Origin of the sequence: Streptomyces sp. NBC_00239 (genome assembly GCF_036194065.1) — a bacterium.
In the GTDB taxonomy this organism is placed as follows: Bacteria; Actinomycetota; Actinomycetes; order Streptomycetales; family Streptomycetaceae; genus Streptomyces.
Window position 1 is genome coordinate 5392699 of the sequence record NZ_CP108095.1, and the last position, 18206, is coordinate 5410904.

Annotated in this window: 15 protein-coding genes and 2 tRNA genes; 10 read left to right on the forward strand and 7 right to left on the reverse strand. The window is 71.5% G+C overall.

Translation table 11 applies throughout. The features are described 5' to 3' along the window. Positions 1-51: 51 nt before the first annotated feature. The gene (pepN, locus tag OG764_RS23745; protein WP_328970444.1) at positions 52-2607 is read right to left on the reverse strand and encodes an aminopeptidase N; all 2556 of its coding nucleotides are present in this window, start codon (positions 2605-2607) and stop codon (positions 52-54) included. Between the two features lie 132 nt (positions 2608-2739). On the opposite strand from pepN, the gene OG764_RS23750 reads away from it, so the two are divergent. Next, positions 2740-3387: a mycothiol-dependent nitroreductase Rv2466c family protein gene (locus tag OG764_RS23750; protein ID WP_328970445.1), complete on the forward strand. Its 648-nt coding sequence runs from the start codon at positions 2740-2742 to the stop codon at positions 3385-3387. 125 nt (positions 3388-3512) lie between these two features. Here the strand turns inward: OG764_RS23750 and OG764_RS23755 are convergent, their stop codons facing one another. Both OG764_RS23755 and OG764_RS23760 read right to left on the reverse strand, forming a co-directional pair. Further along, positions 3513-4172, reverse strand: coding sequence for a superoxide dismutase (locus tag OG764_RS23755; RefSeq protein ID WP_328970446.1), 660 nt, complete (start codon positions 4170-4172; stop codon positions 3513-3515). Between the two features lie 159 nt (positions 4173-4331). Then, entirely contained in the window at positions 4332-5747 is a 1416-nt protein-coding gene (locus OG764_RS23760) for an amino acid permease (RefSeq protein ID WP_328970447.1), read from the reverse strand. Positions 5748-5938: 191 nt separating this feature from the next. Here OG764_RS23760 and OG764_RS23765 point away from each other — a divergent pair, with 191 nt between their 5' ends. Continuing rightward, complete coding sequence (locus OG764_RS23765) at positions 5939-6721, forward strand: SDR family NAD(P)-dependent oxidoreductase (protein WP_328970448.1); 783 nt, start codon at positions 5939-5941, stop codon at positions 6719-6721. 82 nt (positions 6722-6803) lie between these two features. Here OG764_RS23765 and OG764_RS23770 read toward each other — a convergent pair whose 3' ends face one another. Next, positions 6804-8255: an amino acid permease gene (locus OG764_RS23770; RefSeq protein ID WP_328970449.1), complete on the reverse strand. Its 1452-nt coding sequence runs from the start codon at positions 8253-8255 to the stop codon at positions 6804-6806. A 337-nt stretch (positions 8256-8592) separates the two neighbouring features. Here OG764_RS23770 and OG764_RS23775 point away from each other — a divergent pair, with 337 nt between their 5' ends. Continuing rightward, complete coding sequence (locus OG764_RS23775; protein WP_328970450.1) at positions 8593-9180, forward strand: biotin transporter BioY; 588 nt, start codon at positions 8593-8595, stop codon at positions 9178-9180. A 112-nt stretch (positions 9181-9292) separates the two neighbouring features. On the opposite strand, the gene OG764_RS23780 is transcribed toward OG764_RS23775, so the two are convergent. After that, positions 9293-10726 carry an amino acid permease gene (locus OG764_RS23780; RefSeq protein WP_328970451.1) on the reverse strand — a complete coding sequence of 478 codons (1434 nt, stop codon included), beginning with the start codon at positions 10724-10726 and terminating at the stop codon, positions 9293-9295. A 244-nt stretch (positions 10727-10970) separates the two neighbouring features. On the opposite strand from OG764_RS23780, the gene OG764_RS23785 reads away from it, so the two are divergent. Both OG764_RS23785 and OG764_RS23790 read left to right on the forward strand, forming a co-directional pair. After that, positions 10971-11459, forward strand: coding sequence for a ribose-5-phosphate isomerase (locus OG764_RS23785; RefSeq protein ID WP_328970452.1), 489 nt, complete (start codon positions 10971-10973; stop codon positions 11457-11459). A 75-nt stretch (positions 11460-11534) separates the two neighbouring features. Beyond that, on the forward strand, positions 11535-12350 hold the full coding sequence (locus tag OG764_RS23790; RefSeq protein WP_328970453.1) for an Fpg/Nei family DNA glycosylase: 816 nt from the start codon (positions 11535-11537) through the stop codon (positions 12348-12350). Between the two features lie 400 nt (positions 12351-12750). Here the strand turns inward: OG764_RS23790 and OG764_RS23795 are convergent, their stop codons facing one another. Continuing rightward, positions 12751-13983, reverse strand: a complete 1233-nt coding sequence (locus tag OG764_RS23795; RefSeq protein ID WP_328970454.1) for a GNAT family N-acetyltransferase — start codon at positions 13981-13983, stop codon at positions 12751-12753. Between the two features lie 118 nt (positions 13984-14101). On the opposite strand from OG764_RS23795, the gene OG764_RS23800 reads away from it, so the two are divergent. The 3 genes from OG764_RS23800 to OG764_RS23810 all read left to right on the forward strand — a co-directional run bounded on the left by OG764_RS23800 (position 14102) and on the right by OG764_RS23810 (position 16095). Beyond that, on the forward strand, positions 14102-15244 hold the full coding sequence (locus OG764_RS23800) for a PP2C family protein-serine/threonine phosphatase (protein WP_328970455.1): 1143 nt from the start codon (positions 14102-14104) through the stop codon (positions 15242-15244). A 31-nt stretch (positions 15245-15275) separates the two neighbouring features. Continuing rightward, positions 15276-15725, forward strand: a complete 450-nt coding sequence (locus tag OG764_RS23805) for an HD domain-containing protein (RefSeq protein WP_328970456.1) — start codon at positions 15276-15278, stop codon at positions 15723-15725. A 175-nt stretch (positions 15726-15900) separates the two neighbouring features. Then, positions 15901-16095: a hypothetical protein gene (locus tag OG764_RS23810; RefSeq protein ID WP_328970457.1), complete on the forward strand. Its 195-nt coding sequence runs from the start codon at positions 15901-15903 to the stop codon at positions 16093-16095. A 132-nt stretch (positions 16096-16227) separates the two neighbouring features. Here OG764_RS23810 and OG764_RS23815 read toward each other — a convergent pair. Next, positions 16228-16301: transfer RNA gene (locus OG764_RS23815), tRNA-Gly, on the reverse strand. 139 nt (positions 16302-16440) lie between these two features. Between OG764_RS23815 and OG764_RS23820 the strand changes: the two genes are divergently transcribed. Both OG764_RS23820 and tig read left to right on the forward strand, forming a co-directional pair. Then, a tRNA-Pro gene (locus tag OG764_RS23820) sits at positions 16441-16517 on the forward strand. 245 nt (positions 16518-16762) lie between these two features. Next, on the forward strand, positions 16763-18157 hold the full coding sequence (tig, locus tag OG764_RS23825) for a trigger factor (RefSeq protein ID WP_328970458.1): 1395 nt from the start codon (positions 16763-16765) through the stop codon (positions 18155-18157). Positions 18158-18206: the final 49 nt, after the last annotated feature.

Consider the following 18206-nt stretch of genomic DNA (forward strand, 5'->3'; position numbering starts at 1 on the left):
GCGGAGCCGAACGGCCCCGCCCCCGCCTGCTCAACCGGTCGACGCGCTGCGTCAGCCCGCCGCCGCCGCGTCACACGCCTGCGCCCGCAGCGCGCGCGCCAGGTCGTCGCGGGACTCCAGCACCAGGCGGCGCAGCGCCGGCGCCGCGTCCTCGTGGGCCGTCAGCCACGCGTCCGTCGCGTCCAGCGTCGCCTGGTCGTCCTGGAGCGACGGGTACAGGCCGCGCACCACGTCCATGCCGATCTGGATGGACCGCTGCGCCCACACCCGCTCGATCGCCTCGAAGTACTTCGGGGCGTACGGCGCGAGCAGCTCCCGCTGGGAGGGCTGCGCGTACCCGGCGATGGTGGCCTCCACCAGCGCGTTCGACAGCGCGTCGGACTCCACCACGGTCGCCCACGCCTGCGCCTTCACCGCGGCCGAGGGCCGGGCGGCCAGGCAGCGCACCGAGTGCCGCTTGCCCGAGGCGGTGTCGTCGCGGGCCAGTTCGGCCGCGATCCGCGCCTCGTCCGCGTGCCCGTGCGCCGCGAGCGGGGCCAGCAGGTCCCAGCGCAGCTCCTGGTCCACGTCCAGACCGTCGATCCGGGCGGTGCCGTCGAGCAGGCCCTGGAGCAGCTGGAAGTCGGCCTCGTCCGTCGAGCTCGCCGCGAGGAAGCGGGCCCAGGTGAGCTGGTGCTCCGAGGCGGGCTCGGCGAGCCGCAGCTCGCGCAGCGCGCCCGCCGCCAGCTCGCGCGCCCCCTCCTCGCGCCACTCGGGGGCGGCGTAGTGCGTGACCGCGGTGGCGGCCTGGGAGTGCAGCATCTGGAGCACGCCGACGTCCGTCTCGAGGCCGGCGAAGACCAGCAGCAGAGAGACGAAGTCGCGCGCGGGCAGCAGGCCGTCCCGGGTCATGTTCCACAGCGCCGACCAGCACAGCGCCCGGGCGAGCGGGTCCGTCAGCTCGCCCAGGTGCCCGCGCAGCGTGGCCAGCGAGCCCTCGTCGAAGCGGATCTTGCAGTAGGTGAGGTCGTCGTCGTTGACGAGGACCAGGTCGGGACGCTCGGCCCCGGCCAGTTCGGCGACCTCGGTGCGCGCGCCGGCCACGTCGACCTCGGCCCGCGCGTACCGCACGAGCGCGCCGTCGGCGAGCCGGTACAGGCCGACCGCCACCCGGTGCGGGCGCAGCCGGTCGCCGTCCTGCAACACCGCCAGCTGGGCGATCCGCCCGCCGCCGTCGTACGTGAGCGCCGGGGTCAGCGCGTTGACACCGGCCGTCTGGAGCCAGGCCGCGGACCACTCGCCCATGTCCCGGCCGGAGACCTCGGCGAGCACGCTCAGCAGGTCGTCCAGGGTGGTGTTGCCGTACGCGTTCGCCTTGAAGTAGCGGCGCGCGCCCTCCAGGAAGGCGTCCCGGCCCACGTACGCGACGAGCTGCTTGAGGACGGCCGCGCCCTTGGCGTAGGTGATGCCGTCGAAGTTGAGCTTGGCGTCCTCCAGGTCACGGATGTCGGCCGTGATCGGGTGGGTGGACGGCAGCTGGTCGGCCCGGTAGGCCCACGCCTTGCGGTTGTTGGCGAAGGTGACCCAGGCCTGGTCGAAGCGGGTGGCCTCGACCTGTGAGAAGGAGCCCATGAAGTCCGCGAAGGACTCCTTCAGCCACAGGTCGTCCCACCACTTCATGGTGACCAGGTCGCCGAACCACATGTGCGCCATCTCGTGCAGGATCGTGTTGCAGCGGCGCTCGTAGGACGCCCGGGTGACCTTCCCGCGGAAGATGTACTCCTCGCGGAAGGTGACCATGCCCGGGTTCTCCATCGCGCCGAGGTTGTACTCGGGGACGAAGGCCTGGTCGTACTTCCCGAAGGGGTACGGGTAGTCGAAGTTCTCGTGGAAGAAGTCGAAGCCCTGCTTGGTGACGAGGAAGATGTCGTCCGCGTCGAAGTGCTTGGCGAGCCCCTTGCGGCACATCGCGCCCAGCGGGATCGTCAGGTCCCCGCGGGTGTAGGTGTCCGTCACGTAGTGGTACGGACCGGCGACCACGCAGGTGATGTACGTCGAGATCGGCGCGGTCTCGGCGAACCGGCGGGTGTCGCCCTCGCGGGACTCCTCGACGCCGTTGCTCCAGACCTGCCAGCCCTCGGGCACGGCCACCTCGAAGCGGTACGGGGCCTTGAGGTCCGGCTGCTCGAAGTTCGCGTAGACCCGGCGGGCGTCGGCCGGCTCGTACTGCGTGTAGAGGTAGACCTCGCCGTCCTCCGGGTCGACGAAGCGGTGCATGCCCTCGCCGGTGCGGCTGTAGGCGCAGTTCGCGTCGACGACGAGGACGTTCTCGGACGCCAGGTCCGCGAGCGCGATGCGGGCGCCGTCGAACACCTCGGCCGGGTCCAGCGCGCGCCCGTTGAGGGTGACGGAGTTCACCGAGGGGGCGATCAGGTCCGCGAAGCTCGCCGCGCCCGGGGCGGCGGCGCGGAAGCGGATCGTGGTCACCGAGCGGAAGGTACGCGGCCCGTCCGCCGGTTCCGACTCGTCCACCGCCGAACGGAGGTCGAGCGAGACCTCGTACGCGTCGACGGAAAGCAGCTCGGCCCGCTCACGGGCTTCGTCGCGGGACAGATTCTCACCAGGCACGGGCAGCACTCCTTCGTGCAAGTTCGCCTTCAACGATCAAATCCTCCCATGGGGAATGCGCGCGGCCCGAGGCCGGTTGGCGAGGAGGACGCCCATGTACGGCGTATGGGAACGAACGAGCAGAGGAGAGACATGTCCGACACCCAGGTGCGCGAGAAGACTCCCGTCGACTTCTGGTTCGACCCGCTCTGCCCCTGGGCCTGGATGACCTCCCGCTGGATGCTGGAGGTCGAGAAGGTCCGCGACGTCGAGGTGCGCTGGCACGTCATGAGCCTGGCCGTGCTCAACGAGAACAAGCTGGACGAGCTGCCCGAGGTCTACCGCGACCTGCTCGGCGCCAAGGGCTGGGCGCCGGTCCGAGTGGTCATAGCCGCCCAGCAGAAACACGGTTCGGAGGTCACGGGCAAGCTCTACACCGCCCTCGGCACCCGCATCCACAACGAGGGCCAGGGGCCGACCCGCGAGGTCATCGCCGCCGCCCTCGACGAGGTGGGCCTGCCGGCCGACCTGCTCGCGTACGCCGACTCCGACGAGTACGACCTGGTGCTGCGCGACTCGCACAACGAGGGCATCAACCGCGTCGGCCAGGACGTCGGCACGCCGGTCATCTCGGTGCCCGGCGCGGACGGCGACGACGTCGCCTTCTTCGGTCCGGTGGTCACCCCCACCCCCAAGGGCGAGGCCGCGGCCCGGCTGTGGGACGGCACCCTGCTGGTCGCCTCCACCCCCGGCTTCTACGAGATCAAGCGCAGCCGCACGGCCGGCCCGTCGTTCGAGTAGGGATCCGGTCGCGCCGAACGGCGGAAGGCCCCCGCGAGTCACGTCCTCGCGGGGGCCTTCCGTTTACACACGTCCGCAGGTGAAGGTTGAGAAGACGATCACGAGGCGGACGGCTCGGGTGCCGGTCAGCCGTTCTTGACGGGGACCAGCAGCGGGGTGTTCGCCTTGGCGTCGGCGTAGCGCCGGGCCACGTCCTGCCAGTTGACGACCTTCCACATGGCCTCGATGAAGTCGACCTTCTGGTTCTTGTACTGCAGGTAGAAGGCGTGCTCCCAGGCGTCGAACACGAGCACCGGCACGGAGGCCTGGCCCACGTTGCCCTGGTGGTCGTAGACCTGCTCGACGATCAGGCGGCCGCTGAGCGGCTCGTACGCGAGGACGCCCCAGCCGGAGCCCTGGGTGGCCGACGAGGCGAAGGTCAGCTGCTTCTTGAACTTCGCGAAGGAGCCGAAGGACTCGGTGATCGCGTCCGCGAGGTCGCCGAGGCCGTCCGCGGCGGTCGGCTCGCCGCCGCCCTCGCCGGTCGTCGGGCTGGCCATGTTGTGCCAGTAGATGCTGTGCAGGATGTGCCCGGAGAGGTGGAAGGCCAGGTTCTTCTCCAGGCCGTTCAGCGCGCCCCAGTTCTCCTTCTCGCGCGCCTCCTCCAGCTGCTCCAGCGTGGTGTTGGCGCCGGCGACGTACGCCGCGTGGTGCTTGTCGTGGTGCAGCTCGATGATCTGCGGGTTGATCACCGGCTCGAGCGCCGCGTAGTCGTACGGAAGCTCGGGAAGCGTGTAGATGGCCATGCGTCAGTCGGTCCCCTCAGCGTGCTCACTGCTATTGCAACAAATGCGCAACTGCACGCTAGCAGCATCTATTCCTGCAGGCAGCTAAGGGTTACCTCTCCAAAACGCCTGTGGGCCCCGTGCTTTCGCACAGGGCCCACAGGCGTGTCCGGCGGGGCGTCAGGTCCGGGCGGCGGCCTTGCGCTGCACGGCGTACCCGGTGGCGGCGAGCGCGACGGTCAGGCCGCCGGTGAAGATCACCTGGACCCGGGTGTCGGGGTCCCACGCCATCAGGCCCAGCACCCCGGCCACTCCGGCGAGCGCCACCCACGTCAGGTAGGGGAAGCCCCACATCTTCACGACCAGCTTCGCCGGGTCCTCCCGCGCCAGGCGGCGGCGCAGCACGAACTGCGAGACGGCGATGAAGCCCCAGACCACGAGGATGACCCCGCCGACCATGTTCAGCAGCCAGGCGAACAGGGTGTCCGGGTACCAGTACGACAGCAGCACGGTGACGAAACCGAAGCCGGAGGAGGCGAGCACCGCGCGCCGCGGCACCCGGCCGGCGACCTTGCCGAGTGCCTTGGGGCCCTGCCCGCGGGAGACCAGCGAGTACGCCATCCGCGAGGAGCCGTAGATGTTGGCGTTCATCGCCGACAGCAGCGCGATCAGGATGACCACGTTCATGATCTGCCCGGCCCCCGGGATGCCCAGGTGGTCGAGCGCGGCGGCGTAGGGGGCCTTCGCGGCGCCCTCGGAGTTCCACGGGATCAGGGTGACGATCACCAGCATGGAGCCCACGTAGACGACGGCGATCCGCCACATGGTGGTGCGCACGGCCCGGGCGACGCCGCGCACCGGGTCCTCGGACTCGGCGGCCGCGATGGTCACCGTCTCCAGGCCGCCGTACGCGACGACCGAGGCGAGCAGGCCGACCAGCAGGCCCTGCACGCCGTTGGGCAGGAAGCCGCCGTCGTGCAGCAGGTTGGCGGCGCCCGGGGAATCGGTGCCCGGCAGCACGCCGAGGACCGCGAGCGTGCCCAGGGTCAGGAACAGCCCGATCGCGCCGATCTTCAGGGTCGCGAACCAGAACTCGAACTCGCCGAAGTGCGAGACCGCGGCCAGGTTGCTGCCGCAGAACACGGCCATGAAGACCAGCACCCACAGCCACGGCGGGGTGCCCGGCAGCCAGCCCGACACGATGTTCGCCGCGCCGATCGCCTCGATCGCCACGCCCACGCAGAGCAGGGTCCAGAACATCCAGCCGGCGGTGAAGCCGGCCCACGGGCCGATGGCCCGCTCGGCGTGCACCGAGAAGGAGCCGGAGGCCGGATTGGCCGCGGACATCTCGCCGAGCATCCGCATCACGAACATCACGAGCAGCCCGGACGCGGCGTACGCCAGCACGATCGAGGGCCCGGCCGCCGCGATGCCGGCGCCGGAGCCGACGAAGAGTCCGGCGCCGATGACGCCGCCGAGGGCGATCATCGAGAGGTGGCGCTGCTTGAGGCCGTTCGAGAGCGGGGGTCCGGCCGGAGATCCGGGCGCGGCGGCCGCCTGTTCCCGTTCGGGGGGCGTGAGGGTGGTCTGGGGCATGGGGGATTGCCTGTCCGGTTGCGGTGGGACGGGGTCGAGATGCCCCAGTCTGATCTTCGTCCGCGCATCGGACGGTTTCCGTCCGGTATCCGGACGCGGGGATGACGGGACGTGATCACCCCCGTACGCTCGCGCACGACCGGACCCGGCCGGGACACGGACCGGGACGGCACGGCGGCAGGGGGAGCGGGATGGCGGACAGCGTGCGGGAACTGGCCGAGACGGGTCGGGGCGTACTGGTCACCGGAGCCTCCCGGGGCATCGGACGGGCCGTCGCCACCGCCTTCGCCGCCCAGGGCGACCGGGTCGCCGTGCACAGCACCGCCCGGCACGCGGACGCCGAACAGACCCTCGCCGGACTGCCCGGCACCGGGCACGTCCTGCTCACCGGCGACCTCGCCGACCCGGCGGCCGCCGAGACGCTGGCCGCGCGGGCCGAGGAGGCGCTCGGCGCCGTCGACGTCCTCGTGAACAACGCCGCCGTGATGGTCGCGCACCCGCTGCCCGACACCTCCTACGCCGACTGGCGGGACGCCTGGCAGCAGACCTTCGCGGTCAACCTGTTCGGCACCGCGAACCTCTCGTACTGCGTCGCCCGCCGAATGGTCGACGCCGGCCGGCCGGGCCGCATCGTCAACATCGGCTCGCGCGGCGCCTTCCGCGGCGAACCCGACCACCCGGCCTACGGCGCGAGCAAGGCGGCCGTGCACGCGCTCGGCCAGTCCCTGGCCGTCTCCCTAGCCCCGCACGGCATCGCGGTGGCCTCCGTGGCACCCGGATTCGTCTCGACCGCGCGGGTCGCCGACCGCCTCACCGGCGCGGAGGGCGAGGCGATCCGCGCCCAGAGCCCCTTCGGCCGGGTCGGCACCCCCGAGGAGATCGCCGCCGCCGTCCGCTTCCTCGCCTCGCCCGCGGCCGCCTGGACCTCCGGCACCGTGCTCGACGCCAACGGAGCCTCCTACCTGCGGACCTGAGCCGGCCGCGGCCCGGCCGGCGCCCGGACACGCGCGAGCCCCCCGTGCCGGGACACGGGGGGCTCGGGGACGGACGTCCGGCTCAGACGGCGCTGCGCTCGGCACGCTCCGGGCTGCCGCCGTCCCCGCGACCGCCGTCGCTGCCGCCACGGCCACGGCCACGGTCACGGCCGCGGCGGTCACGGTACTCCCGTACGAAGGCCACCGCCAGCACCGCCGCCGTCGCCCCGCCCGACCACAGCAGCTGCGGCCGCGCCGAGTCGTCGAACAGCATCAGCACCAGCACCACCGCCATCGCCGCCAGTGCGGCCCAGGTCAGGTACGGGAAGGCCCACATGCGCAGCACCAGGCGTTCCGGGGTCTCCCGCTCGATCCGGCGGCGCAGCATCAGCTGCGAGACGGCGATCAGCGCCCACACGAACAGCAGGACCGCGCCCACCGCGTTGAGCATGTAGAGGAAGACCGTCTCCGGCCACAGCAGGTTCAGCACCACCGAGACGAACCCGAACGCGACCGAGGCGAACACCGCCCGGCGCGGCACCCCGCCCCCCGACACCTTCAGCAGCGCCTGCGGCGCCTCGCCGCGCTCGGCCAGCGAGAACACCATGCGCGAGGACCCGTACAGGTTGGCGTTGAGCGCCGACAGCAGCGCCACGAACACCACGACGTTCATGATCTGCCCGGCCGAACCGACCCCGATCGAGTCGAGGACCGCCACGTACGGGCTCTCGTCCGGCTTCGCGGTGTTCCACGGCAACAGCGTGACGATCACCAGCATCGAGCCGACGTAGAAGAAGAGGATGCGCCACACCGCGCTGCGCACCGCGCGGGCCACCGCGCGCGCCGGGTCGTCGGACTCGGCGGCGGCGATGGTGACGACCTCCAGGCCACCGAAGGCGAACACCACGGCGAGCACCCCGGAGATCACCCCCGACCAGCCGTGGGGCAGGAAGCCGCCCTGACCGGTGAGGTTCGCGAGGCCGATCGGGTCGGTGTCGGGCAGCAGCCCGGCGATGGCCAGGCCGCCGAGCACCAGGAACAGCACGATGGCGCCGACCTTCAGGGCGGCGAACCAGAACTCGAACTCGCCGAAGTTGCGCACCGCCGCCAGGTTGCTGACGGTGAAGACCACCATGAAGATCAGCACCCAGGTCCACTGCGGGACTCCGGGCAGCCAGCCGTTCGCGATCTTCGCCGCGCCGGTCGCCTCGACCGCGAGCACCACCACGAGCAGGAACCAGTACAGCCAGCCCACCGAGAACCCGGCCCAGCGGCCGAGCGCGCGCTCCGCGTGCACGGAGAACGAACCGGAGGCGGGCATCGCGGCGGACATCTCGCCGAGCATCCGCATCACCAGCATCGCCAGGGTGCCGGCGAGCAGATACGACACGATGATGCCGGGGCCGGCCACGGAGATGCCGGCGCCGGAGCCGACGAACAGGCCGGCGCCGATCACACCGCCCAGGCCGAGCATGGTCAGGTGGCGCTGTTTGAGCCCGTGGGACAGCGGCTCTGCGGGCAGCGGGTCGTGCATGAAGGCGCTCGTACTCTCAGAAGTGAGGCGGCTGTGGGGGCTCCGCGCCGGATTGGCGGGACCCTACAGTCTCCCCGGATGGTGGTCCTGGACGCAAAACGGAACTCTTATGCAACCTGGCTCGTGATGTGTGTCACCTCCCCTCCGGCGTGTCGGCCGGGCTTTGTGAATTCCCCACCAATGCGGGTGTGCAGGCTTTGTGTTCCGACGACGGTGATCGGCGCCGCGGGCCGGGACTAACGTCGCGGTGTCCCTCCCCGCGACACACCCGTCACCCGGCTCACGCGGTTCACCCGAGCCGTCGAGCCACCCGAGCCCCTCACGCACCGGAGCCGTCATGAGCACCGCAGCACCCCTGTCCTTCCGGCCCGGCGCCGTCCTCGCCGACCTGCTGCCCGCGAGCCGCACCCGCGACGCAGCGCTGGTGCTCGGCGGCGCCGCCCTGATGGGCGCGGCCGCCCAGGTCTCCGTCCACGTACCCGGCCTGATCGTGCCCGTCACCGGCCAGACGTTCGCCGCGCTGCTCGTCGGCACCGCGCTCGGCGCCCGCCGGGGCTTCCTGTCCCTGGCCCTGTACACGCTGGTGGGCATGGCCGGCGTGCCGTGGTTCGCGGGCGGCGCCGCGGGCGCCGGCGGCGCCACCTTCGGCTACGTCCTCGGCATGCTGCTCGCCTCGACCGTCGTCGGCGCCCTGGCCCGGCGCGGCGCGGACCGCTCCGTGCTGCGCACCGCGGGCGCGATGGCGGTCGGCTCGCTGATCGTCTACGCCGTCGGCGTCCCTTACCTGGCGCTCGCCACCGGCATGTCCTTCTCCGCCGCACTCGCCGCCGGCATGGTGCCCTTCCTGATCGGCGACGCCCTCAAGGCGGCCCTCGCCATGGGCCTGCTGCCCGCCACCTGGAAGCTCCTCGGCCGCCGCGGCTGAGACCCGCCCGCGCGGCCGCACGTCCCGCGCCCGGCCCCACGTACGCGAAACGCCCCCGGACCACGCTGTCCGGGGGCGTTCTGCGTGCATGCGGCGGGGGTGTGCGCCCGGATCAGGGCGTGAGCGCCCGCTTGCGGCGGAAGTCCAGCACCACGCCGACGGCCACGACGACCGCGGCGACCAGCACCGAGAGCAGCACGACCTCGCGGTTCGCGTCGTCGAAGAACATGTAGCCCAGGACGAAGACGATCATCGCGGCGGTTGCCCAGGTCAGGTACGGGAAGAGCCACATCTTCACGGTGACCTTCTCCGGGGCCTCACGCATGAGGATCCCGCGCATCCGCAGCTGGGTCAGGCAGATGACCAGCCACACGAAGAGCGCGATCGCACCCGAGGAGTTCAGCAGGAAGTTGAAGACCGTGTCCTTGAACGCGTAGTTGAAGTACACGGCGACGAAGCCGAAGACCACGGAGCCCAGGATGGCGGCGACCGGCACGCCCCGCTTGCTCACCTTGGCGAACGCCTTCGGGGCGTCGCCGCGCTCACCGAGCGAGAACGCCATCCGGGAGGCGGTGTACAGGCCCGAGTTCAGGCAGGACAGCACGGCGGTCAGGACGATGACCTCCATGATCGTGCCGGCGTGCGCGATGCCGATCGAGTCGAGGGCGGCGACGTACGAGCCCTTCTCGGTGATCGACTTGTCGTTCCACGGCAGCAGCGTCAGGACGATGAAGATCGAGCCCAGGTAGAAGACGCCGATCCGCCAGATCACCGAGTTGGTGGCCTTGGTGACCGCGCGGCGCGGGTCCTCGGACTCGCCGGCCGCCAGCGTGACGATCTCGCTGCCCATGAAGGAGAAGACGACCATCAGCACACCGGTGAGGATGGAGCCCCAGCCGTTCGGCATGAAGCCGCCGGTGTCGGTCAGGTGCGCGAAGCCGGCACCCGGGTTGTCCGAGCCGGGCAGCAGGCCGAAGACGGCCAGCATGCCGACGATCACGAACGCGCCGATGGCGACGACCTTGATGCCCGCGAACCAGAACTCGAACTCGCCGTAGGAGGCGACCGAACCCAGGTTGGTGAGGGTCAGCACCGCCATCACGATGAGCGCCCAGGCCCACTGCGGCACGGCCGGGATCCAGCTTTCGAGGATCGCGGCACCCGCGGTGGCCTCCACGGCCAGCACTACGACCCAGAAGAACCAGTACAGCCAGCCGATGGAGAAGCCGGCCCAGCGGCCCAGCGCCCGGTCGGCGTACGCGGAGAAGGAGCCCGAGTTCGGGCTGGCGGCCGCCATCTCGCCGAGCATCCGCATCACGAAGACCACCATCGCGCCGACCAGCGCGTAGGAGACCAGGATGGCGGGGCCGGCCTTGGCGATGCCGCCGCCGGAGCCGACGAAGAGGCCGGCGCCGATGACGCCGCCGATGGCGATCATGGACAGGTGGCGGTTCTTGAGACCGGCCTTCAGACCGTCGGAGGGCTGGGTGGAACCGGGGTCACCGGAACCGCCGCCTGCCTTCTGAAGGGTCGTGGTGGAGCTCATGCACGAATCCTTAGGTTCTCGGGTTGCGAGCCCCGGCATTCAAACCTGAGATGAACGCAGGACGGAAGGCCTCCGTCCGGATCGTTGCGAAGGGGCGAAGGTCCCGGACCTTCGTCCGCCCCGTCCCATCTGCGTTCTTTGGGTTTACTTGAGGTTTAGAAGTGACTTACGCGACACTCCGCCTGCCCTCGGCGGAGGCCCCCCAACTGCGGGCCGACGGCCCCACACGTGCCACACTCGTCCCATGCGCGTGTACCTCGGATCCGACCATGCCGGCTTTGAGCTCAAGAACCACCTGGTGGACTGGCTCAAGAACAACGGCCACGAGCCCGTCGACTGTGGCCCCCACATCTACGACGCCGTGGACGACTACCCGCCGTTCTGCCTCCGCGCCGCCGAGCGGACCGCCGCGGACGCGGACAGCCTCGGCATCGTGATCGGCGGCTCGGGCAACGGCGAGCAGATCGCCGCCAACAAGGTCAAGGGCGTCCGCGCCGTACTGGCCTGGAGCGTCGACACCGCCAAGCTCGGCCGCGAGCACAACAACGCCAACGTCATCTCCGTCGGCGGCCGCATGCACACGCAGGACGAGGCCGTCAGCTTCATCGAGGCCTTCCTGGCGACCCCGTACTCCAACGAGGAGCGCCACACCCGCCGCATCGAGATGCTCTCCGCCTACGAGCAGACCGGCGAGCTCCCCCCGATCCCGGCCCACCACCCGCAGCAGGGCTGACCCGCTCGGCCAAGCGGTCCCGTGCCACCGGCCCCGCGCCGGTGGCACGGGCGTTCCATCCGTAGGAGAGCAGCCGTGCCCGAAGGGCATACGATCCACCGCCTCGCCCAGGACCACGCCGAGCGCTTCGCCGGCCGGACCGTCCGCGTCACCAGCCCCCAGGGCCGGTTCGCCGACAGCGCCGCCCTGCTCGACGGCCGGGAACTCGCGGTCGCCGAAGCCCACGGCAAGCACCTCTTCCTCGGCTTCGACGGCCCCGGCGAGGACTGGATCCACATCCACCTCGGCCTCTTCGGCAAGTACGGCCTCGGCCCCGCGCCCGCCCCGCCGGCCACCGACACCGTCCGCCTCCGGCTGCGCACCGACGACCACTACGCCGACCTGCGCGGCCCCACCGCCTGCGCGCTGATCACCGCCGCCGAGAAGCAGGACATACACGGCCGGCTCGGCCCCGACCCGCTGCGCCCCGACGACGACCCGGACCGGGCCTGGACCCGCATCTCCCGCAGCCGCACCACCGTCGCCGCCCTGCTCATGGACCAGAAGGTCGTCGCGGGCGTCGGCAACGTCTACCGAGCCGAAGTCCTCTTCCGGCACGGCATCGACCCCTACCGCGCCGGCCGCGACCTCGGCCGCGCCGAGTGGGAGGCGATGTGGACCGACCTCGCCGCCCTCATGCGCGAGGGCGTGCGCAACAACCGCATCGACACGGTCCGCCCGGAGCACCTGCCCGAGGCGATGGGGCGCCCGCCGCGCGTCGACGACCACGGCGGCGAGGTGTACGTGTACCGCAGGGCCGACCTGCCCTGCCACATCTGTGGCGGCGAGATCCGCACCGCCGACCTCGCCGCCCGCAACCTCTTCTGGTGCCCCACCTGCCAACACCCCTGACCCCCGCCCGCCCCTGCGCGCAGCAACTCCCAGCCCCGCCCCTGCGCGCAGCAACTCCCAGCCCCGCCCGCCCCTGCGCGCAGCAACTCCCAGCCCCGCCGGGCGCTGCGTGCGGCAATTCCAGCCTCGCCGGCGTTTGAGGCGCGGGGTTTGGGGCGGAGCCCCAAGGACAACCCGGCTGACGCCGGCACCGGGCCCTGCCCGGACCCGCTCCTCAAGCGCCGGTGGGGCTGAAGGGCGCGCGGGGTCACCGGGCTCCGCCCGGACCCGCTCCTCAAGCGCCGGAGGGGCTGGATCGTGCCCGTGAGGGCCTCGGCAAGACCGAAGGGTGCGCCACCATCAGCCGGCGCGGCCGGCGCGGCCGTCGCGGGTCAGCCGGTGGGCTGAAAGGCCGCCCGACTCAGAAGCCGTGCGGCAGCCACGGCGCGACATCCCCCGCAAACCCCCGCGACGCCTCCACGAGCGCACCCGCCCGCCGCTCGACGACCCGCCCCGCCCCGCCCAGCGAAGCCAGCGTGACCCCGCCCAGGTACGCCGCCCCCAGCTCCGTCACCGACAGCGCCAGATCCGCCGCGTCCCCGGTGCGGACGCACGACGCCCCCTTCGCGTCACCCGTCAGCCGCCAGCGTCCCTCGTTCCAGGGACAGAACGCGTCCGTCACCTCGAAGACCACGTCCACCGGCGACCCGTACACCCGCGCCGCCAGCGCCGCGCCCACGTCCACCAGCCGCACGTGCAACTGGTCCCGTACCCGCGGCGCCGACCGCCGCACATCGCTCACCAGGTGCAGCAGCGGATCGTCCACCGGCCGCTTGTGCGCCTTCACCGTCCACACCAGGTCGATGTCGAAGACGTACCGCCACAGCGCCGCGTACGCCGCCGGGTCGAGCGCGTCCAGGTCGCGCACCTCCACCGACCCGGCCGACCCGGACATGTCCCACTCCGGATTCACCTGGTAGCGCGCGTACCCCACCACCTCGCCGTCCGCCCGCTCCGCCAGCACACACGCCAGCGGCGCCCGCCCACCGCGGCCCGACGCCGGATCCAGCACCCCCTGCCGCTCCCAGCCCGGCAGCCGGGCCGGCATCCCCGGCCGCACCGCCAGCAGCGCCGCGTACACCTTCTCGCAGGCCCCGAGCGCCTCCTCCGGATCGACCAGCCGCAGCCGGATCCCGTCCGCCTCCGGCGGCACCGCCAGCCGCACCCGGGTCGTGTCCACCTCCACCGACAGCGAGTACGTCGCGGCGCCGTACCCGAACCGCCCGTAGATCGCCGGGTCCGAAGCCGTCAGCACCGCCAGCGGCTCACCACCCGCCCGTACGTCGTCCAACTGGCGCCGCATCAACGACGTCAGCACCCCGCGCCTGCGGTGCGTCGGCGCCACCCCGACCATCGTCACCCCGGCCGCCGGCACCAGGGCCCCGCCCGGCACCGCAAGCCGGAAACTGAAAGCACTCGCCGAACCGACGCACGCCTCCCCGTCCCACACGCCCAGGGAACGCTCCGGCTCGGTCATGTCCCGGTAGAACTCCCGCGCTTCCGCAGGCTCGGCCTCCCCGCCGAACGCCACCTCCAGGTGCCGGAACCAGTCGTCCCACTCCAACGGCCGCAAGACCCGCATGTCCATCGTCATGGGGCCATCCCTACCAGGGCGATCCCCGCCGGGCGACCCGATATCGGACCCGCGGGGCACCCCCGGTCAGGGGGTACCCCTGCGCGCGCACAGCCAGGATGGATAGGGTCCCGAAGCAATGGCCGGAGCGCGCATCGAATCGTTCAGCGCCCGGACGCGCAAAGCCGCGCTCCGGGCGCGCACCGCCCTGCGCAAATCCGCCGTCGACTACTTCCGCGGCGACGCCTCCGACTGGCTCGCCCTCACCGGACTGTTCCTGACCATCCCCGCCATCGCCTGCGGGACGATCATGATGCCGGTCTGGTTCTCCCCGTCCGCACTGGTCCTGCCCATCGTCGCGGGCGGCCTGCTGCTGCGCCCCGCCAGCCTGCTCGGCCTCTACGCCGCCTCCGCCGCCGCCCTGATCGTCGAATCCGTCGTCCTCGGCCCGTACACCCAGGGACCGGGCCGGGTCACCCCCGGCACCGTGCTCGTCGTCGCCGCCTGCGGATTCTTCGGACTGGTCATCGCCCAGTTCCGCAGCCGGGTCGGCGTGCCCTGGCGGCGCGGCGGCACCATGCTCTTCGACCTGCGCGAACGCATCCGCGTCCAGAGCAAGCTGCCCGCCCTGCCCCGCGGCTGGCACCGCGAGATGGCGCTGCGCCCCGCGGGCGGCCAGTCCTTCTCCGGCGACTTCGTCGTCGCCGCCCGCACCAACGGCGGCCGCACCCTCGAAGTCGTCCTCACCGACGTCTCCGGCAAGGGCATGGACGCCGGCTCGCGCGCCCTGCTCCTCTCCGGCGCCTTCGGCGGCCTGCTCGGCTCGCTCCCGCACCGGGACTTCCTGCCCGCCGCCAACGGCTACCTGCTCCGCCAGGACTGGGACGAGGGCTTCGCCACCTCCATCCACCTCGTCCTCGACCTCGAAACCGGCGACTACGAACTCCTCAGCGCCGGCCACCTGCCCGCCCTCCAGCTCTCCGCGGGCACCGGCCGCTGGCAGGAGAAGTCCGGCGAGGGCCCCCTGCTCGGCGTCTACGACGGCGCCGAGTTCCGGCCCACCCGCGGCAACCTGCGCCGCGGCGACGTCCTGATGCTCTTCACGGACGGCCTCGTCGAGACCGCCGACCGGGACATCGGCGAAGGCATCGACCGGCTGACCGGCGAGGCCGACCGCTACGTCTCCTCCGGCTTCGAAGGCGCCGCCTGGCACCTCATCGAAAAGGTCGCCAAGGACGTCAACGACGACCGGGCCCTCCTCCTCATCCGCCGCTCCACCTGACCCCTGACGGGACCCCGCACCGGGAGGCGACGTGACCCACCTGACCCTGACCGAGGTCGAGGCGCTGGCCCGCGCGGCCCACGCCGGCCAGACCGACAAGGCGGGCCGCCCGTACGCGGAACACCTCCAGGCCGTCGCCGACGGGGTGCGGGCCCGCGGCGGCAGCGACCGCCAGATCGCCGCCGCCTGGCTGCACGACTCCGTCGAGGACGACGCCCTCAGCCACCGGTGGCTGGCCGCGGCCGCCCTCCCGCAGGAGGTGAAGGACATGGTCCTCGCCGTCACCAAGCGCCCCGGCGAGGCCACCGCCGACTACACCGCCCGCATCCTCGCCACCCCCGGCGCCCTCCTCGTCAAGGAGGCCGACCTCGCGCACAACGCGGACCCGGCCCGGCTGGCGGTCCTGGACGGCCCGACCCGCGAACGGCTCACCGAGAAGTACGCCCGGGTGCGGGAGTTGCTCGGGCTGCCGCCCGGCTGAAGCCCGAAACGTGCCCCGCGCGGCGCCGGTTGGCGTGAATGCGTTGTCATCGATTCGTCACGGAGCGGATAGCCGGGGCCCGTTGGTGGCACGATGGTCCATGTGGGGGTGCGCGGACAAGCGCATCCCGGGCCGAACGGGGCCGCTCAGGGGACGACCGAGGGTGTGATCAGTAGTGGCCATTTCGCTGTCTGTCGTGGTTCTTTTGGCCGTGATCATGGTGGTGCTGATCCGCGGGAACCACATCAAAACGGGTCCGGCCATCGTGGCCACGCTCTTCGGCTTCTTCCTGGCGTCCAGTTCGATCGCCCCGGACGTCAACCGGTTCCTGAAGTCGCTCAGCGCCACCATCGCGGGCATCGACCTCTGACCGGCCCGGATGAGCGGCCCGGACGCACGGTCCGTACGCGAGGCCGGCCCGCGCGGGAGACCCGTACGCACGCACGGGAAGCCCGTACGCAAGAGAGCCGGCCCCGCCACAGCGGGACCGGCTCACTCGTCGTGGAGCGGGTGACGGGAATCGAACCCGCGTAGCTAGTTTGGAAGACTAGTGCTCTACCATTGAGCTACACCCGCACGCAGCACCGCAGGTCACGAGACCGCGGTACGGACAGCATCCTAGCGGGTCCCGGCGCGTGAGCGCACACCCCATTCCACTCCGGCGCAAGTCGCGCGCCCAGCGCCCCGCGGGCATGTACCCTACGTGTCGCACCGACGGGGTGTGGCGCAGCTTGGTAGCGCGTCCGCTTTGGGAGCGGAAGGTCGTCGGTTCGAATCCGGCCACCCCGACCAGCTGACCCTTTTCCGCAGGCTTCCTCCTGCGGCCGTGCCTCCGCCGTTCGTCCGCGAGGCCGTTCTCCTCACAAACGGGCGTCTGATCGTGATCGCGTCATGATCGCGTTGTGGGCGGCCGACCGCTTGCGGTTACTATGCAAGCTGCGTGCCCGTGTGTCTGATGTGCCGGGCCCGATCCGCTGATCCGCTGATTCGCAGCTTTCGGCAGAACCCCAAGAAGTCAGCCACAAGGAGACCGAACCGTGAAGAGCGCCGTGGAGACCCTGAACCCGACTCGGGTTCGGCTCACTGTCGAGGTGCCCTTCGAGGAGCTCAAGGACAGCCTCGACGCGGCGTACAAGAAGATCAACCAGCAGGTCACGGTCAAGGGCTTCCGCAAGGGCAAGATCCCGGCCCGGGTCATCGACCAGCGCTTCGGCCGCGGTGCGGTGCTGGAGGAGGCCGTCAACGACGCCCTCCCGAAGTTCTACACCGAGGCGGTCAACGAGGCCGACCTGAACCCGCTGGGCCAGCCCGACGTCGACATCACGGAGCTGAAGGACGGCGAACTGCTGGCCTTCACCGCCGAGGTCGACATCCGCCCCGCCATCGAGATCCCGGACTACTCCGGCATCGAGGTCGAGGTGGACGCGGTCGAGGTCACCGACGAGGACATCGAGAAGTCGGTCGAGCAGCTGCGCGGCCGTTTCGCGACGACCAACCCGGTCGAGCGCGCGGCCCAGGACGGCGACGTCATCACCATCGACCTCGAGGCCAAGGTCGACGGCGAGGTCCTGGAGGACGGCGTCGCCTCCGACGTCTCCTACACCATCGGCTCGGGCGAGCTCCTCGACGGCATCGACGAGGCCGTCAAGGGCCTGGAGGCCGGTGGCGAGACCACCTTCACCTCGCAGCTCAAGGGTGGCTCCGCCGAGGGCAAGGACGCCGAGATCACCGTCAAGGTCACCGCGGTCTCCGCGCGTGAGCTGCCGGCCCTCGACGACGAGTTCGCCCAGATGGCGAGCGAGTTCGACACCCTCGAGGAGCTCAAGGCGGACAGCCGCAAGCGCCTTGAGAACATGAAGCAGTTCGACCAGGCCACGCAGGCCCAGGAGCGCGTCCTGGAGAAGCTGCTGGAGCTCGTCGAGGTCCCGATCCCCGAGAAGCTCCTCGAGGACGAGGTCAACACCCGCAAGCACAACCTCGAGCACCACCAGCTCGGCCAGATGGGCCTGAACCTCGAGAAGTACCTCGAGATCCAGGGCAAGACGGCCGAGGAGTTCGACGCCGAGACCCGCGAGCAGGCGGTCAAGGGCATCAAGACGCAGTTCGTCCTCGACGAGCTCGTCAACAAGGAGAAGCTGAACGTCAACCAGGAAGAGCTCACCGAGCACCTCCTGCGCCGCGCGCAGTCCTCCGGCATGTCCCCCGACCAGTTCGCCCAGGCCGTCGTCGAGGGTGGCCAGGTGCCGATGCTCGTCGGCGAGGTCGCCCGCGGCAAGGCCCTCGCGGTCGTCGTCGAGGCCGCCAAGGTCGTCGACACCAAGGGTGAGGTCGTCGACCTCTCCGACGACGAGGACGAGGTCGAGGAGGCCGCTGCGGTCGTCGAGGCCGCCGTGGACGCCGACGCCGAGGAGACGGCCGAAGAGGCCAAGTAAGACCCCGCGGCCCAGCCCCCGGGCCAGGCCGCACCGAGGGCCCGGACGC

Coding starts and splice junctions, on each gene's coding strand:
- OG764_RS23750 (WP_328970445.1), top strand. CDS start 2,740: ATGTCCGACACCCAGGTGCGCGAGAAGACTCCCGTCGACTTCTGGTTC.
- OG764_RS23755 (WP_328970446.1), bottom strand. CDS start 4,172: ATGGCCATCTACACGCTTCCCGAGCTTCCGTACGACTACGCGGCGCTC.
- OG764_RS23760 (WP_328970447.1), bottom strand. CDS start 5,747: ATGCCCCAGACCACCCTCACGCCCCCCGAACGGGAACAGGCGGCCGCC.
- OG764_RS23765 (WP_328970448.1), top strand. CDS start 5,939: ATGGCGGACAGCGTGCGGGAACTGGCCGAGACGGGTCGGGGCGTACTG.
- OG764_RS23770 (WP_328970449.1), bottom strand. CDS start 8,255: ATGCACGACCCGCTGCCCGCAGAGCCGCTGTCCCACGGGCTCAAACAG.
- OG764_RS23775 (WP_328970450.1), top strand. CDS start 8,593: ATGAGCACCGCAGCACCCCTGTCCTTCCGGCCCGGCGCCGTCCTCGCC.
- OG764_RS23780 (WP_328970451.1), bottom strand. CDS start 10,726: ATGAGCTCCACCACGACCCTTCAGAAGGCAGGCGGCGGTTCCGGTGAC.
- OG764_RS23785 (WP_328970452.1), top strand. CDS start 10,971: ATGCGCGTGTACCTCGGATCCGACCATGCCGGCTTTGAGCTCAAGAAC.
- OG764_RS23795 (WP_328970454.1), bottom strand. CDS start 13,983: ATGACGATGGACATGCGGGTCTTGCGGCCGTTGGAGTGGGACGACTGG.
- OG764_RS23800 (WP_328970455.1), top strand. CDS start 14,102: ATGGCCGGAGCGCGCATCGAATCGTTCAGCGCCCGGACGCGCAAAGCC.